This window comes from Clostridium coskatii, assembly GCF_001675205.1.
Lineage (GTDB): Bacteria > Bacillota > Clostridia > Clostridiales > Clostridiaceae > Clostridium_B > Clostridium_B ljungdahlii.
In genome coordinates, this window is sequence record NZ_LROR01000109.1 from 1 (window position 1) to 17455 (window position 17455).

General features: G+C 32.9%; 16 protein-coding genes and 1 pseudogene. 4 read left to right on the forward strand and 13 right to left on the reverse strand.

Features of this window, described 5'->3' with window-relative positions; genetic code table 11:
• Positions 1-136: pseudogene (locus CLCOS_RS22915) on the reverse strand (methyltetrahydrofolate cobalamin methyltransferase); the annotation flags it as partial.
• A 454-nt stretch (positions 137-590) separates the two neighbouring features.
• Between CLCOS_RS22915 and CLCOS_RS21070 the strand changes: the two are divergent.
• From CLCOS_RS21070 to CLCOS_RS21080, 3 genes are all read left to right on the forward strand, one after another.
• Positions 591-1340: a DeoR/GlpR family DNA-binding transcription regulator gene (locus tag CLCOS_RS21070; protein ID WP_065080064.1), complete on the forward strand. Its 750-nt coding sequence runs from the start codon at positions 591-593 to the stop codon at positions 1338-1340.
• Complete coding sequence (gene pfkB / locus CLCOS_RS21075; protein ID WP_063599934.1) at positions 1340-2245, forward strand: 1-phosphofructokinase; 906 nt, start codon at positions 1340-1342, stop codon at positions 2243-2245. The genes CLCOS_RS21070 and pfkB overlap by 1 nt, the downstream gene beginning before the upstream one ends.
• Before the next feature lie 345 nt (positions 2246-2590).
• Positions 2591-4489, forward strand: a complete 1899-nt coding sequence (locus CLCOS_RS21080) for a PTS fructose transporter subunit IIABC (protein ID WP_063599935.1) — start codon at positions 2591-2593, stop codon at positions 4487-4489.
• 81 nt (positions 4490-4570) lie between these two features.
• On the opposite strand, the gene CLCOS_RS21085 is transcribed toward CLCOS_RS21080, so the two are convergent.
• The 6 genes from CLCOS_RS21085 to CLCOS_RS21110 form a co-directional block, all read right to left on the reverse strand.
• Positions 4571-5713, reverse strand: coding sequence for a uroporphyrinogen decarboxylase family protein (locus CLCOS_RS21085; protein WP_063599936.1), 1143 nt, complete (start codon positions 5711-5713; stop codon positions 4571-4573).
• A 244-nt stretch (positions 5714-5957) separates the two neighbouring features.
• Positions 5958-7067 carry a uroporphyrinogen decarboxylase family protein gene (locus tag CLCOS_RS21090; protein ID WP_063599937.1) on the reverse strand — a complete coding sequence of 370 codons (1110 nt, stop codon included), beginning with the start codon at positions 7065-7067 and terminating at the stop codon, positions 5958-5960.
• Between the two features lie 4 nt (positions 7068-7071).
• Entirely contained in the window at positions 7072-7695 is a 624-nt protein-coding gene (locus CLCOS_RS21095; protein WP_063599938.1) for a cobalamin B12-binding domain-containing protein, read from the reverse strand.
• 268 nt (positions 7696-7963) lie between these two features.
• Positions 7964-9331 (reverse strand): MFS transporter, encoded by a 1368-nt coding sequence (locus CLCOS_RS21100; protein ID WP_063599939.1) that lies wholly within the window; start codon positions 9329-9331, stop codon positions 7964-7966.
• A gap of 41 nt (positions 9332-9372) precedes the next feature.
• Positions 9373-9627, reverse strand: a complete 255-nt coding sequence (locus tag CLCOS_RS21105; protein ID WP_063599940.1) for a hypothetical protein — start codon at positions 9625-9627, stop codon at positions 9373-9375.
• Between the two features lie 204 nt (positions 9628-9831).
• Complete coding sequence (locus CLCOS_RS21110) at positions 9832-10350, reverse strand: DUF2284 domain-containing protein (protein ID WP_023161690.1); 519 nt, start codon at positions 10348-10350, stop codon at positions 9832-9834.
• Positions 10351-10674: 324 nt separating this feature from the next.
• Between CLCOS_RS21110 and putP the strand changes: the two genes are divergently transcribed.
• Positions 10675-12147 carry a sodium/proline symporter PutP gene (gene putP / locus CLCOS_RS21115; protein WP_013238706.1) on the forward strand — a complete coding sequence of 491 codons (1473 nt, stop codon included), beginning with the start codon at positions 10675-10677 and terminating at the stop codon, positions 12145-12147.
• Positions 12148-12200: 53 nt separating this feature from the next.
• Here the strand turns inward: putP and CLCOS_RS21120 are convergent, their stop codons facing one another.
• The 6 genes from CLCOS_RS21120 to gabT form a co-directional block, all read right to left on the reverse strand.
• The gene (locus CLCOS_RS21120) at positions 12201-12692 is read right to left on the reverse strand and encodes a DUF1097 domain-containing protein (protein WP_013238705.1); all 492 of its coding nucleotides are present in this window, start codon (positions 12690-12692) and stop codon (positions 12201-12203) included.
• 14 nt (positions 12693-12706) lie between these two features.
• On the reverse strand, positions 12707-13474 hold the full coding sequence (locus tag CLCOS_RS21125) for a 5-oxoprolinase subunit PxpA (RefSeq protein ID WP_063599941.1): 768 nt from the start codon (positions 13472-13474) through the stop codon (positions 12707-12709).
• A 15-nt stretch (positions 13475-13489) separates the two neighbouring features.
• Positions 13490-13708 (reverse strand): acetyl-CoA carboxylase biotin carboxyl carrier protein subunit, encoded by a 219-nt coding sequence (locus CLCOS_RS21130; protein WP_013238703.1) that lies wholly within the window; start codon positions 13706-13708, stop codon positions 13490-13492.
• Between the two features lie 35 nt (positions 13709-13743).
• Positions 13744-14727, reverse strand: coding sequence for a biotin-dependent carboxyltransferase family protein (locus tag CLCOS_RS21135; RefSeq protein ID WP_063599942.1), 984 nt, complete (start codon positions 14725-14727; stop codon positions 13744-13746).
• Positions 14728-14755: 28 nt separating this feature from the next.
• The gene (locus tag CLCOS_RS21140) at positions 14756-15739 is read right to left on the reverse strand and encodes a 5-oxoprolinase subunit B family protein (protein ID WP_063599943.1); all 984 of its coding nucleotides are present in this window, start codon (positions 15737-15739) and stop codon (positions 14756-14758) included.
• A 66-nt stretch (positions 15740-15805) separates the two neighbouring features.
• Entirely contained in the window at positions 15806-17164 is a 1359-nt protein-coding gene (gabT, locus tag CLCOS_RS21145) for a 4-aminobutyrate--2-oxoglutarate transaminase (protein WP_063599944.1), read from the reverse strand.
• Positions 17165-17455: the final 291 nt, after the last annotated feature.

A 17455-nucleotide genomic window follows, 5' to 3' on the forward strand; every position in this document is an offset into this window, starting at 1 on the left:
AGTTTACATCTATATAAGTTGCCCCTGCTTCTTCTTGTTTTTTTGCAATTTCCTGTATGTAGTTTCCATCTTTTTTTTCTACAGCTTCACGTATAAGCTTCCTGCTTGTATTTATTAATTCTCCTATTATTAACATATTTTAACCTCCTTCTATTTTAACCTCATTTTCATAATTTCCTAATAAACAATTTAATTAAAACATTTACAATTTAACTTATAATAATTATTTCTCCTTTTTAGTATTAGGTAGCTCTTGTAATTTATCCTGTAAAAATTATTGAAAATGAATTGTTCATTAAATATAGAATAGCACATATTTTTTTGAAATTCACCTTACATAATGCAGAATTTGACATTGTTAATTTATACACACTGTGTACATACTTAGTTTTCTAAGTAAAAATAATTCATCCATATTAAATTTAGGGGAAGAATTTCTCTATATGATTGATCTTGAAGTATTTATGAATTATATTGAATGTTTTTGGATTAAAATGATTGTTTTTTAGAAAATTTTATACTATAATGTTTACATAAAATACATTTAATGATTAATAATAAATTTTATCTAGGAAAGAAGGTGAGCAATTTTGCTAACAGAACAGCGGCATAAGATAATATTAGATAAATTAAAGCAAAATGGAATTGTAAAGGTTAATGATTTAGTAAACCTTTTAAATACATCTGAATCTACTATAAGACATGATTTAACTTATCTTGAAAATATAAATGTACTAAAGAGAATTCACGGTGGTGCTACAATGCCAAAAGGCCGTCTCATAGAACCAACTTATAATGAAAAACAAATTCAAAATGTAGATCAAAAAAGAAAAATAGCAAAATTCGCAGCATCCTATATAGAAGAAGGAGATTGTATATATTTAGATGCAGGAACTTCTACTTTTGAAATGATTCAATATATAAATAAAAAATCTCTGATAGTAGTAACTAATGGATTAAATCATATAAATGCTATTATTGAAAACAATATAAATGGATATATACTAGGAGGAAAAGTTAAAAATAGTACAAAAGCTGTTATAGGATGCGATGCACTTAAAAGTATTGAAAAATTTAGATTTGACAAATGCTTTTTAGGTATAAACGGCATTCATCTAAAATACGGATTTACTACTCCCGACTCTGAAGAAGCTATACTTAAAGAAAATGCCATTAAACATTCAGATCAAAGCTACATCCTTGCAGATGAGAGTAAATTTGGAGAAGTAAGTTTTGTAAAGGTAGGAAATTTAGATCAAGCTTCCATAATTACAAACTGTAAAATAGAAAATTATGAAAAATATATACAAAAAACTAAAGTAAAGGTTGTGACAGATTAATGATATATACAGTAACTTTAAATCCTTCAATAGACTATGTTATACAAACTGATAACTTAATTTTAGGTTCCATAAATAGAGTTGTAAATGAAAAAAAATATGCCGGTGGAAAAGGAATAAATGTGTCCAGAGTTCTAAGCAATCTTGGAACACCAAGCAAAGCATTAGGATTCATAGGTGGATTTACTGGCAAGTTTATAGAGGATTCTCTTAAAAATTCAGGTATTCTTACAGATTTTATACAAGTTAATGAAGACACAAGAATAAATATAAAACTTAAATCCAATAAGGAAACTGAAATAAATGCTGCAGGACCACATATAGATAGCTCTAATCTAAATAAACTATTCGAAAAAATAGAAAATTTGAAGCCAGAAGATTTTATAGTACTTGCAGGAAATGTACAAAAATCTATACCATCCAATATATATTCTATAATTCAAGAAAAATGTGAAAACAGCAAAGTTATAGTAGATACTACCGGAGATGCCCTTACTTCTACATTAAAATATAAACCATTTTTAATAAAACCTAATATACATGAACTTGGAGACATATTTGATGTAGAAATTAAAGATATAAAAAATTGTATTTATTATGCCAATAAATTAAAAGATATGGGTGCCCAAAACATAATAATTTCAATGGGAAAGCATGGCGCCCTACTTTTATGCGATGAAGGTATTTACACTGCTTCTGCACCAAAGGGAGAAGTAAAAAATTCCGTAGGTGCTGGTGATTCCGTTGTAGCTGGTTTTCTTGCCCAATATACAAAAAGTTTTAACATAGTTGAAAGTTTCAGATATGGTGCTGCTTCCGGAAGTGCAACTGCTTTTTCTAAAGACTTATGTAAAAAAGATGATGTTGAGAATTTACTTTCTGATGTACACATAGCTAAACTTTAACATAAACAGAGTTCTTGGTTTCAGGTGGAAGGTTTTTTTCCATCTGAAACTTAGAAATCGTTATCCAGGGTCGTAGCAGCCGTTATCCCCCACTTTATAAGAAGATGGGGATATTACGGCTGGTAGCCATCGGATAAAGCAACCTAGAGGCACATCCATCAGATAAAAAGCTGTAATATATTTAACTCAACTTTTTTAGAGGACAATTGACAGAGGACATAGTACAGTAAAGGTAAGTTTTCTTCCTTATGTCAGAAAACTAATTTATTTTTTTAGGCTTGCTTTGCTAATCCAAAATTTTATATGTGCAAAAGTTGAAATATTAATTTAAATGGAGGTAAAATTATGAAAATCACTGAGCTTTTAGAACAAAGTACAATAAAACTTAAATTAGACTCAAACACAAAATTAGAAGTAATAGACGAACTTATAAACATACTTGATTCAGCTGGAAAATTAAACAATAAAGATGAATATAAAAAACAAATACTTAAAAGAGAATCTGAGTTCTCTACAGGAATAGGAGAAGGTATAGCAATTCCCCATGCAAAAACAGCAGCCGTAAAAATTCCTTCCTTAGCTTTTGGAATAAAAAAAGAGAGATTAGACTACGAATCCTTAGATGGAACCGATGCCCAATTGTTTTTTATGATAGCAGCAAGCGAAGGTGCCGATAATGAACATTTAGATACCCTTGCCAGATTATCCAGTATGCTTATGAATGAAGAATTCAAAAACAAACTTATAAATGCAAAATCTAAAAATGAAGTATTAAATCTCATAGATAAACAGGAAGCTGAATATGTAAAATCTAAAAATCAAGGCACTGCATCTAAAGAAAACAATATAAGTGAATCACCTAGTAAATTAGTATTAGCAGTTACAGCTTGTCCCACAGGCATAGCACATACATATATGGCGGCAGATGCTTTAAACAACAAAGCTCAAGATATGGGAATTGAAATTAAGGTAGAAACAAATGGATCTACTGGTGTAAAAAATAAGCTTACTGATGAAGACATACAAAAGGCAGATGGCATAATTGTAGCTGCAGATAAGCAAGTTGAAATGACAAGATTTAATGGCAAAAAATTAATCCAGGTATCCGTATCTGATGCCATTAAAGATCCTGAAGGACTTATAAATAAAGCCTTGATGGATGATGTTCCTACATATCATTCAGATAAAAAAGTTGAAGGATCTAATTCAGATAAAAAGCAACGAACAGGTTTTTATAAACATTTAATGAATGGTGTTTCAAATATGCTTCCCTTCGTCGTAGGTGGAGGTATACTTATAGCTATATCATTTATGTTTGGCATTAAAAGCTTTGATCCTAAAGATCCGTCTTTTAATGTTGTGGCCAAGCTATTACATGATATAGGCGGTACTTACGCATTTTCCCTTATGGTACCTGTACTTGCTGGTTTTATTGGAATGAGTATAGCAGATAGACCTGGTTTTGCACCTGCTATGGTTGGGGGTTTTATAGCAGCTAATAATGGAGCTGGATTCCTAGGTGGATTAATTGCTGGATTTTTAGGTGGTTATGTTGTTATATTACTAAAGAAAGCCTTTTCTGGACTACCTGCTTCACTTGAAGGTATAAAGCCTGTACTTTTATATCCTTTATTAGGAATATTAATTACCGGAGCTATAATGCTTTTGTTTATCGTAAATCCTGTAAAAGCTATAAATACAGCTCTAGAGCAGTGGCTTGGATCAATGGGAACAGCCAATAAAGTTATTTTAGGAATTATATTAGGTGGAATGATGGCTGTAGATATGGGAGGTCCTGTAAATAAGGCAGCTTATACTTTTGGAATAGCCATGATAGCTGCAGGTAAATTCACCCCTCATGCGGCAATAATGGCAGGTGGAATGGTTCCTCCTCTTGGAATTGCTATTGCTACTACATTTTTTAAGCATAAGTTTACAAGAGAAGAAAGAGATGCAGGAAAAACTTGTTATATAATGGGAGCTACTTTTATAACCGAAGGTGCTATACCATTTGCAGCTTCAGATCCTGCAAGAGTAATTCCTGCATCTATAGTGGGAGCTGCTGTTGCTGGAGGACTATCCATGATGTTCAACATAGGACTTCCTGCACCTCACGGTGGCATATTTGTAATACCAATAGTTAGTGGTAATCCACTCTTATACGTATTTGCTATATTAATAGGTTCTTTTATAACCGCAGCCTTGCTTGGCTTAATGAAAAAACCTTTGGATCAAAAATTATAATTATTATTTCTTATAGAAAATGTTCCTGGAAATCCCCCAGGAACATTTTCTATTTTTTAAAATTAAATATTCTAATTTAAATTACTTACCAAGGGTTGCTAAAATAACAGCTTCTATATTTTTTTGTTTTGCATTAGGTGGTACACTGCAAGCTGAGTTCATAATAAAACCATCATGATCTCTAAATAATTCCACAAGATCCTTAGCATACTTGTAACAGTCTTCAGGTTTACCAACTGATGTAAGTGCTGGAGGCACGTTGCCGGTAATACACATCTTGTCTCCAAGTATTTCTTTAATTTTTCGAATATCAGTTACATGATCAGGATCCCATATACACTGAGCTTTAGGGAATTCCCTAAAGTAAGGCAAAAATGCCTCCCAGTTACCGTCCATATGAAACCAAGTTTTTACATTATTTTGCTGCATTACAGGTACTAGCTTTTGATGATATGTGAAATAGAATTTTTCAAAAATCTTTGGGGATATAAAGTCACATCCGCAGCGACTTCCACCTATAAATCCATATACACCAGGCATAGCTTTCATAGCTTTAACTGTATTTTCTAATTCTGCCTCTTCCATAACATCTAATGCCGCCCTAACTTTGTCAGGCATACGATATAAATCCCTAAAAAACTTGGACAATTTACGTGCACCACTTAAAGTTTCAAATGGTGGTATAGGTAATAATCCACCGGACATGCCAACCGTTGTTTTTCCAAGAGATGCTATTCTTTTTTGAAGTTTTCCAGCATACTCCATATCCATTTGAGGAAGTTCTTCTGGATGATATCCAATTCTATTATAGAGTTCTTTCTTCATGTATTCCCAGCCTTTGTCTATAATTGTATCATAGTCTTCTTCCGTCATAGGTCCTTGTTCATCAATCTGCCATAATACATTATCACCTAATTCACGTCCAGGCACTTTCATCTTTGCAAACCACATAGCTGCAAAACTTTGCAGAAAAGTTTCCATAGGTATTCCTGTACATGTAGGAGCTGAATCCATTTCATCAAGTATAGGAAGCTCTGCAGCCTCTATAAGTTTTTCATCCACTAATTCGGGTCTTCTCCAATAATCAGCAATAGTCATTGTAGGATCTATAAAATTGTAATACATCTGTCCAGATAGAAATATTGGAATTCTATCTGTTTTCTCCATATTAAGTGCAGCTATAACCCTTTTATTACGTATTTCAGTCATTTCTTGTGATATCATTTTATTACACCCCCATAATTTTTACATTTCATATACAATTACTTGTTCATTATTTTTCATTTCAATTGCCTCTATTATAATTTTAGTTATTGACATATTTAATTTATTTTGAGTATAATCTACCTGAGTACTTTAACTGATATTATTAATTTAGAATAAGTCTGGCAGGATTTATACCAAATCGTATCAGTATGTACTCTTTTTTAATAACATTTGTATATAAAACACGTCCCTATCTTTTATATTATTTTCCACAAGTTGCAGAAAGCATAGCTTTTACATTTTCTACTTTAGCGTTTGCAGGAAGCATACACCCTGCAGCCATAATAAATCCGTCAGGCCCAATTTCTTTCATAAGGCGCATACAGTAAGCATGTACATCATCTGGTGTACCTAACGTTAAAAGCGATGGAGAAACATCTCCCATAATGCACATATGACCATCTAAAACTTTTTTTGCCTTAAATATATCTGTTGTACTATCTGGCGAAAAAATGCACTTAGCTTTTGGAAGCTCCAAAAAGTAGTCTAGAAAACGATCCCAACACATATCTAAATGGAGATATGCAAATGATCCTTCATCCACTACTACTTCAACTATCTTTTTAAGGTATGGCCACATAAATCTGTCAAATAATTTTAATGATAAAAAATCTCCAGCTGCACGAGCTGCTCCAACAAACACTGTCAGAGGCTTAACCTCACGTATCTGTTGCCTTAAACTCTCCAAAGTATCTTCTAAAATTACATCAAGGGCAGCTTGTACTTTATCAGGCATCCTATATAGATCCCTCATAAATTTGGAGATGGAACGTGCTCCGCTTATAGTTTCAAAAGGAGGTAAGGCTACAGCTTCCGTTAAAATTGGATATCCCTCATCCACAATTTTTTTATTCAGCTTAGGAGCAAGCGGCATAAAATATTCAATATCTTTATAAAGGTTTCCCAACCTTTCCTTTATAAATTTTTGTGAAAAATAATTCCATCCTTTATCTATAATCGTGTCATAATCTTCTTCTGTCATAAGACCTTTTTCATCAATTTGCCATAAAGTATCACAAGGAAGTTCTCTACCTGGAAGCTTAGTTGGCGAAAGATACACTGTGCCCATCATAGGTGGAAAGTCTGCTCCACCTTGTATACAATCTACTACCCCAAGAGATTTTACCGCCTTCAAAATTAAGGAGTTTCCATATTCTACATTAGTAACCATATCCGATAACTTTCCACCTGCATACTTAACACAAAAGGCAGATGAATTCATAGAAAAAGGAGGTCTATCATTTTTTTGCAATGTTATGGCTACCTTTATTCTATTTAATCGTTCACTATACAGTTCTTCTGCAGTTTTCATTTTATTACACCCCCATGGCTTTTTTACAGAAATCTACAGTCTGCTGTGCATCTTTACAAACTAAATCTGCACCCATGTATTTTCCCGCAGCTTCATCTACAGGTCCCCCTCCAACAAGAATTTTTAAATCTTTTCTAAGTCCTGCATCTTCTATTTCTTTTATACACTGTTTTACATTATCAAAGCATGTAGTCAAAAGACAGGATATTCCTATTACCTTTGGTTTATATTGTTTTATAGCCTCAATGTATTTTGATGTAGGTACATCAACGCCTAAATCCTTTACATCAAACCCATTGCTCTTCATTACTGTAGTTACTATATTCTTCCCTATATCATGTATGTCATCATAAATAGTTCCCATTACAAATATACCGTTATTTGATCCTGAAGCTTCTCCTAATCCTCCAATAATCTCTGATGCTTCATTAAACACTTCTGCTGACATAATAAGTTCAGATAAAAAATATTTCTTTTTTTCGAATCTACTTCCTACAATTCCCATGCCTTCCTGTAAGTCTGCTATTATATCTAATACTGGTGCTCCATTTTCCTTTTGTGCTTTTACCTCCGCTAAAACAACATCTTCATCCAAATCTGCCATTGCGTTAACTAGTTTTTTACTCATAACATTTCCCCCTTTAATATAAGTAATTACTTGTTTAATAACAGGATAGCATATATATTATGGAAATTCACCCTGCATAATGACTAAATATAGCATACTTATTTATACATTATGAGTATTTTTAGTAATCATCATTTTTAGTTAATTATCAATGAATCTTACTTAGTTGAAATGTTACAGTAGGTAGTTATCAGATAAAAATATGCTTCCTTGAAATAAACAGTTTTATTATTTTAACTATTCATCACAAAGGAAGCATATAGAAATTTTAATTTTCTACTTTTCTTGCTTTAATTTCTTCTTGCATCTTTTCAAGACTATCAGGTGTAATTTTATAAAGTAATACAATAAAAATCAATCCTACTATCATAATAATTGCTGGAATTAATGCCATTCCATTCTTTATACCTGATACTAATTGGGATGTAGGCTTCATATTTGCAACATATCCTGCCCCCACAAGAACAGCTGTTATAATAACACTTCTTAAAAATATTGCAATTTTAATTGGGAAACTTATTAATGACATAATAAATCCTCGTGCATTTTTTCCAGTTTTCCATTCGCCATATTCCACAGTAGATGAATACATAGCAACACCTAATGCATCAGGAATTCCATATCCTAAATATGCTACAAACATCAATACCATAAATGACATATAATTCATTGGTAAAGCCCATACAATAAGTAATCCAATTATAAATATTACAAGTGATAAAATATAAGTATTTCTTTCTCCAATTTTTTTAGCCAGCGGATTTGTAATAACAGCACCTAAAAGACATATTATACTAAGACCTGTAAAAAATGCAGTAACTACTGCCAAATTATTAACAACATATTTAAAATAGTAAAATGCCATTCCAAAAATAATAAACCTTCCTAAATATCTTCCAAGCTCACCTAATAACAATCCTATAAGAGGTGGATTTACTACTATCTGTTTTATCATCTCACCTATAGACATTTTTTCTTCTGATTTACCTGTTTGAGTTGAAATTCCAGCATTTGCATAGTCTTTAGTCATAAAAAATAATATATAATAGCATCCCATCATAAGAATACCTGCAATTGCAACGGTAAAAGTATACCCACCAGCAGGATTGCCGATAGCTTTTCCTATAATCAATATTAAAGGCATACTTAACAAAGAAAAGCAAATATTACCTAATGAGTTGAACATACCTCTGTTTGATGCCATAGCAATTCTTTCTTCTCTTACTTCTGTCATAGAAGAATTCATTGCTACATGTCCTGCATAAAAAATATTCCAAATTAAATGACTTACTATAAATCCTATTGAAATTATAATTGCATTTACTCCTGCAGAACCTATCTTGGAAAATTGTAAAATATAAAATAGTACTGCAAAAGGAGGTCCTACTAATAGCCATGAACGATATTTCCCCCACTTCAGGTTGGTTTTTTCCAATATAACTCCTGCAGTAGGAACCCATACAAGATCAAATATACTTGTAATCATCAATACAGTGCCTGCTAGAGCTGCCGATATTTTTGCGTAATCAGTTAAGAATGCGGCAAAATAATATATTTCCACATTTACAAATAACTGAAATCCAAAAGATGGTACCCCATAAAAATTAATAATAGATTTTTTCAATTTTCTTTCCATAATATTCTCCTTTCATAATATATTTTAGAAAAGTATAAACCTTAGTTGAATTTATACTTTACTTGCCTTTTGCAGCTGAAATTATAGTATTTTGATGTAGACACATCAACACTTAAATCCTTTACATCAAACCTATTGCTCTTCATTACTGTAGTTACTATATTCTTTCCTATATCATCGTAAATAATTTCCATTACAAATATGCCACTACTTGATTGAGAGTACTCTCCCAATCCTCCAATGATTTCTGAATCTTCATCTAAGTCAGCCATTGTATTAACCAATTTTTCATTCATAACACCTCCTCCTTTAATAAAAGTTAACCATTTATGTTAACTTTTATTAATAATAGCATATCGTATATATTTTTACAATTCAACTTACATAATGTTTAAATTTATCATATTTGTTTATACATTATGAATATTTTTACTATATACTATTTTCAGTAAGTTGCAAAAATACAATATATAATAAGAGGAACTATTAAAAATAGCCCCTTATTCAATCAATATCAATCCATAACAATTTAATTCATTTTTACTTTCATTTTTTTCACCTTTCAATACCTCTATAGGGAAACCACTTTCCCTTACAGTTGCAAATACATCTATACCACAAGCTTCCATAGAAGGTCTAGCTTCCTGTGGATGTGCACAATGTTCCATATTGCATTTTTCACACAATCTGCAGGGCCCTGCACCAAATCCAAATGCCTTATAATATCCTGAAAGAAAAATTTCGTTTTCTAATTTATTTATAATTTTTGTAGTAGCTGCAAGATCTGATTTAGATTGCACTATCAATCCAGTACTATAACAATCGATTATATTTTGAATTTCCTTATAAGAAGGAGTCTTTGGAGGACAACAATAACTTGTATTATAATTTTTACAACCATACCTACACTTTAATATTGTCCATGCCCCTGTTTTTATAGTATCTGTACTTATTATTTTAGCATTATAGGCCCCAAGTTCCTTTGCTTTTTCTACATATTTTGTCATGTCACTTTTCATTTTAAATTTCCCCTTTTCCACAAATATAATTTTTACATATATAAATTATAACATTTCACAATTAGTGTGGTTAATTTATTCTAATATCTGATGCTGCCTTTTTTGCATAAAATGCTTTTAAAAATTCATATTTAAAATTCTCATGTGTATTTCCATGTATAAGCATGTATAAGTTAGTTCCATATTCTTAGCCATATAATTTAAAATTATATAATAATTTTAAATTTACTTAGAATGTGATATTATACTTATATGACATTATACTAATTTAAAAATTCATAAATTAGTTTTAACAAAACTTAAATTATAAGAAGGAGAATTTATATGAAGTACTATTCACTTATGGCTATCGGGCTGTATTTACTTATTTTGCTCTTGATAGGCTATTATTCTTACAGGAAAACCCACGACATTTCAGACTATATGCTTGGGAGTAGAAGTCTAAGTCCTATGGTTACAGCATTATCTGCTGGTGCAAGCGATATGAGCGGTTGGATGCTTATGGGTCTTCCTGGTGCTGTATATACTACAGGTATCTCCAGTATGTGGCTTGGAATTGGTTTAACTATAGGAGCTTATTTCAATTATCTCTTATTAGCACCACGTTTTAGAATTTATACAGAAGTCTCAAATGACTCTTTAACTGTGCCAGATTATTTACAAAACAGATTTAAAGATAATGCTAATATGCTGAGGCTTGTATCCGGAATAATAATTCTCGTTTTCTTCACTTTATACGTTTCTTCAGGTATCGTAGCCGGCGGAAAATTATTTAGGGACATTTTTGGATTTACATATACATCAGGAGTAATAGTTACACTGTCCATAGTTGTAATATATACATATTTTGGTGGCTTTTTAGCAGTAAGTCTCACTGACTTTTTCCAGGGAAGTCTTATGTTTGTAGTTCTCGTCATGGTACCTGTAGTTGCATACATGAATATAGGGGTAGATCCTGGAACTTTTGTAAGTAAAGTAAAACATATCAATCCAGCACTATTTGACATACTTAGAGGAACAAGTTTTTCTACTATTATTGGATTTTTAGCTTGGGGACTTGGTTACTTTGGACAACCTCATATTATTGTACGTTTTATGGCAATAAAATCTGCAAAAGAATTAAAATCTGCAAGAAGAATAGGTATAAGCTGGATGGCTATTGGCCTTTTAGGTGCAATAAGCAGTGGACTTATAGGTCTTGTATATTTTACAATGCACAATCAACCTCTAAAAGATCCTGAAATGGTATTTTTGCGTCTTGGTGATATATTATTCCATCCATTTATTACAGGTATAATACTATCTGCAGTACTTGCTGCTATTATGAGTACTATTTCTTCCCAACTTTTAGTTTGCTCCAGCTCTATTACAAAAGATTTTTATCTTACATTTTTAAATAAGAAAGCACCTGAGCACACTCAGGTATTTATAGGAAGAATATCTGTACTTGTAGTTGCAGCTGTTGCAGTTTTATTTGCTTATGTTCCAAATAAAACTATCTTAAGTATAGTAGGACAGGCATGGGCAGGTTTTGGTTCCGCTTTTGGTCCAACTCTTTTAATAAGTCTCTACTGGAAGAGAATGACAAAATGGGGAGCTTTGTCTGGAATGGTTGTAGGAGGACTAACAGTTATAATATGGATTGTATCAGGGTTATCTGCTCATTTATATGAGATGATTCCTGGCTTTACCTTATCTCTCATATCCATCGTAGTTGTAAGCCTTTTGACTAAAAAACCTGATGAAGCTGTAAATAAGGAATTTGAATCTATGGAAGAAAAGTTGAACTTGATGTAATTATTTAAATATTAAAAATGCTGTTTTCAAAAAACAGCATTTTTAATTTAACTTTAATTCTTTTTAAATGTTGTAAATTTAATACTCATCCACCCAAAAATCAATCCGATGAAATTTGCTCCTGTAATCCAAATTGCTGCATTAAGCAGAGCAGGCATTCCTTTAATTGTCATATACGCTCCTGCACCATAACCTATGAACATACATGAATAAGCATTAAAAGACATAAGAGAAATATTCAATGCAGATATTTTTAGTGATATCATTAACAAAAATACTGTAATAAAAACTGAAACTATGGTAGCTGCCATAGCTGGCATAAATCCCGTAAATATATTGATAAGGACAAATGCTAAAATTGCAAGTACTGATCCTGTAATCATCGGTGGTATTCCCTTTGCAATAAGGTCTGGAGTTGCCCCTAAAGTAAAGTACCATGCCCAGCCTATAAACAAAGCCCAAACAGGAACTTTTATATACATAAAAAGACATGATACTGCTGCTAGAACTGCTACCGATACATCTAATGCTTCAATTTTTTTCATCTCTACTTCCCCTCCTATGTTTGTCCAAAGTATCCATTCAGGTTTGTAACTGTTACACCACTGTTTTCTAATGATTCCCTCACCGCAGTTGCCACCATAGTAGCATTAGGTGAATCACCATGAATACATACTGTGCATCCATTAACATCAATTAGTTTTCCATCAATTGTATCAATTTTTCCTTCTTTTGCAACCTTAACTGCCCTATCAGCTACTTCCTCTGGAGAACGTGCTTTCTTTACTCTTTCAAGCATCCAGTTTCCATTTTTATCATAGCCAAGGTCAATCAATACCTCTGGTGCTGTCTTCAAGCCTCTCTTTTCTGCACGTTTTAAAGCCTCGCATCCTGTATGAAGCATAATATAAAGATCCTTATTATATTCCTCAATAGTATCGAGAAAAGTATCAATATATTTCTCCTGCTCACCAACCATTCGGTATAATATTCCATGAGGCTTTACATGTTGCATTTTAAGACCCTGCAATTTTAAAAATGCATCCATTGCTCCTAACTGATATAACATATCGGATCTAAGTTCTTCAACTGAAATATCCATCTGTCTTCTTCCAAATCCTTGCCTATCAGGAAGACCTATATGTGCACCTATTGCTACTCCATACTTTTTTGCCCATTTTATGGTACGTTCCAAAACAAGTGGATCGCCGGCATGAAAGCATGTTGCAATATTTGCAGATGTTACATAAGGCATAAGTGCTTCATCTTCTCCAAGAACATAACGTCCGAAGCTTTCGCCCATATCAACATTAATATCTATCTTCATACTTATTCACCTCCATTAAACTTCTAAAATAATCATAGGAGATCCTATATCCATTTCATCCCATTCAGCAACAAGAACTTTCTTTACTACACCTGCTTTTTCTGTCTGGCAGCTCATTTCTGTTTTCATACAGTTAATAACTGCAAGTTCCTGTCCTTCTTCAACCTTATCACCAACATTTACTACTACTCGAGCTACAAGCCCAGGCATATGTGCTTTTAATGTATATTCCATAATTTCATCCTCCATTTTTTATTTTTTTGTTTTTATTAACCAATCACTAAATCAACTGATTCAAACATTGCTTCTCTTTCTTTACGTGCTTTTATTGCATCTTCTACAGTAACCAGCTTAAGTTTTACTTTATCTCTTGCAGGTATCCCCTGGCCAATTTTCCATAAATCTACATTAATGACATTTGCAACGCATACAAAACCACCTAATGTAGGTCCATCTGCAATAAGCAGAGAAGGGGTATTTCCAGTTACATTAACTGCACCGCGCATATTGTAACCATGATCAACAATATTTGAAGGGTGGCTTCCGCCTTTTCCACCATCCTCACGTGCCCAAAAATAATCTGGTACTTCCTGCAAACGATAAGCCGCTCTGTTTGCATTATGTGAGATTTTCATTGGCGTACTAAACAAATAATCCATTCCACTTTCCGTTACATAGTCAGGTACTGAATTAGGCCCTGGAATAGTTCTTAATTCCCATTCATTCACGTATTCAGGTATATACTTAGGATTTAATTTTCTACCAGCAATTCCTGAAGTATCTTTTTTATTCACCTTTATAACATCATCTTTTGCAAGCTTGCGCCCTTCAAAACCGCCATAGCTTCCAAAAAGACAAGTTGATTTACTTCCAAGATATTCTGGTACATCAATTCCTCCTGCTATACACACATAAGCTCTGAAACCAGCTTGTCCAAAGTGTGAAAATTTAAGTATATCACCTGCTTTAACTGCAATTGCTTCCCACATTGGTACATCACTTTCATTAATTGTAGGGCTCATGTCACTTCCTGTTATTGCAATAACTCCGTCTTCTACAATTTCAAACTGGCAATAACCACCGGCAATTTCTAGAGCTGCGTCACCTTTTTTATTTCCTAAAATTAAGTTTCCAAGCTGTAATGCAAGATTGTCCATTGCACCTGCAGCAGCCATTCCAAGTCCCATGTATCCAAGTCTTCCTGGCCAATCTTCTACCAAAACTTCAATTCCACCGTTTATAACTTTAATCATATTTTTTACCTCCTTCTTATATTATTTATTAGAGCTTAGGTGCTATTTTGGAGCCTTGTTCCTGGCGCTTCGCAAATTCTTTGGCACCTTTAACGACTTCTGGTTTTGCAAGGAATTCCAGATAATCCTTAACAACAATTTGGCTTTCCTGAATATCATATACATAATCTGTTTTTTCATGAACATGATCATATATATCTAATATTTCTTTTTCTGAAACTTCTACAAATTTTATGCGATCCCCTGATGGACGATATAAAAATGGTCCGTCTTTAAATTGTGGATGTTTCATTGATAACTGAAATGTAGGAATAGTACGTCCAAATAATTGATATCCACCACCAGTTGCTGTAGTGTAAGTAAATAGGCAGGCTCCACCAATACCAACTGCTCCTTCTGGAGTCCATATACGGGGAGGATTGTATTTTGGTACAATCATTTTGCACCTTGGATCCATTGGCCAGAAAAATCCACCACCCGGCCAGAAGCCGCATCCACTGTTATACCAATAAGTATCTAATAACATATGTTTAATATCATCTACAGTGCATCCATTACATAGAGCCATGTAATCAAGATTATATCCATCCTTGCAGTTTGGTGCATCAGGACGAATTTGTTTTAAATACATTTCAACTGCTTTTTTAGTTTGACTGTCCTCAAAAGCAATTGGCAGCGTAATGATTCTTGAATCAATTACCATATCATCAACACCAGCAATAGATTCTTCTGCATCTTTGATTTTGTCAATAAGTTCTTGTGGGGAAATAATGGTAGGATCAAAATGTATCATATTTGCTCTTAAACTTGGTAGTGTCTCAATTAATCCCTTGATATTCATTTTCTTAACCTTTGCATCTACTGCCAGAATTCTAAAGGAATCCAGCAGTTCCACCCTCTGTTCAAAACCATATTCCACTTGAATAAAGCCATCACCTGCCTGACGGAATAATATTTCAATTCTGTCACCTTTAGCAGGAAGAGTATCAATAATAACATCATACTTGCTCATACTTTTTCCTCCCTTTTTACATTTAATTATTTGATTCAATTGTGTAATTTATAATAGAAAAGTAACTTACTTTTGCATACACTTACAAATTGCTTTTTCAAAAATATCTAATCCTGCTTCAAGCTGCTTATCTGTAATTACAAGTGGTGCTAAAAAGCGGATGACATTTCCATAAACACCCGAGTTCTCAATCATAAGTCCATTTTGGGCTGCTTCTTGAATAACTGCTGATACAATTTCAGCATTTGGATCTTTCTTTTTTTTGTTTTTTACAAATTCTATTCCAACCATTCCGCCGAGTCCTCTTACATCTCCAACAATCTCATATTTTTCTTTCCATTCCATATAGCGTTTCATTACTTTCTTACCTATTTCCATAGAACGGTCAGCCAAATGATCTCTTTCCATAATTTCTATCACTTTTAATGCTGCTGCACATGCTACTGCATTTCCACAAAAAGTTCCTCCAATTGTTCCAGGTCTTACTGCCTCCATAATCTCTTCCCTTGCTGTTATTGCGCTTAATGGCATACCAGCTGCAATAGATTTTGCAGTTGCTATTATATCTGGAGCTGCTCCTGCTTCCTTCCAATATTCAGAAGCAAACATTTTACCTGTACGGCAGAACCCACATTGTACCTCATCTGCAACAAGCAATATACCATATTCATCACAAATAGTTCTTACTGCTTTAACCCATTCAATCGGAGCTGGAATAAATCCGCCTTCGCCCTGAAGAGGTTCTACTACTATAGCTGCTACATACTCTGGTGGTGAAGCTTGATCAAATACTTTTTTAATACTTTCTATATAATAATTAATGGTCTCACTTTCTGGCATTCCTTCAGGTCTTCTATATAAATATGGGAATTCTGCACGGTATACACCATCTGGAAAAGGTCCCATTCCATAGGCATAAGATTTTTTCGATGTCATTGCCATGGTCATAACTGTACGTCCATGAAATGCTCCTGAAAATACAATTATATTGGGTCTCTTTGTAAAAGCTTTTGCTATTTTTACTGCATTTTCATCAGCTTCTGCTCCACTATTTGCAAAGAATGTTTTTTTCTTATTTCCTTTTACAGGAACAATGGAATTCATTTTTTCTGCCAGCTTAACATATCCTTCATGTGTAACAATATTAAACATACCATGAAAATATTTCTCTGATTGTTCTTTTACAACTTCAACCACTTCTGGATGGGAAAATCCAATGTTTAGTACGCCTACACCCCCAGTCCAATCAAGAAAATAATTCCCATCAACATCCTCAATCACCGCACCTTCTGCCCTTTTTATTACAACAGGATATACACATTTAATTGCGGAAGGTACTGCATCTTCTCTTCTTCGTATTACTTCTGCCGCTTTCGATCCCGGAACTTGATCAGTTATTATTTTAGGTAATTCTTCCTTTAACATTTTTAAGCCTCCTTAACTGGCAACTAATTCTTTAAACATGGCATTTTGTATTTAATTATTTAATTGTTAAATTGTCAATTTCAAATTATGTAAACTGTTACAATGTTTTGTGGCTATTTTTGCAAGAATCAAAATAATAAATTTCAAAATAAAAATTAAAAGTGTAATATTTACTTTTTTTTCATCAATATTGAATAATTAAATACTACAATATTTCATTTTGTATAACAATAGCATATGAACACAAACTTTATTTTGCTAATTTGTGCTCAATATACATAAGGCGCATGT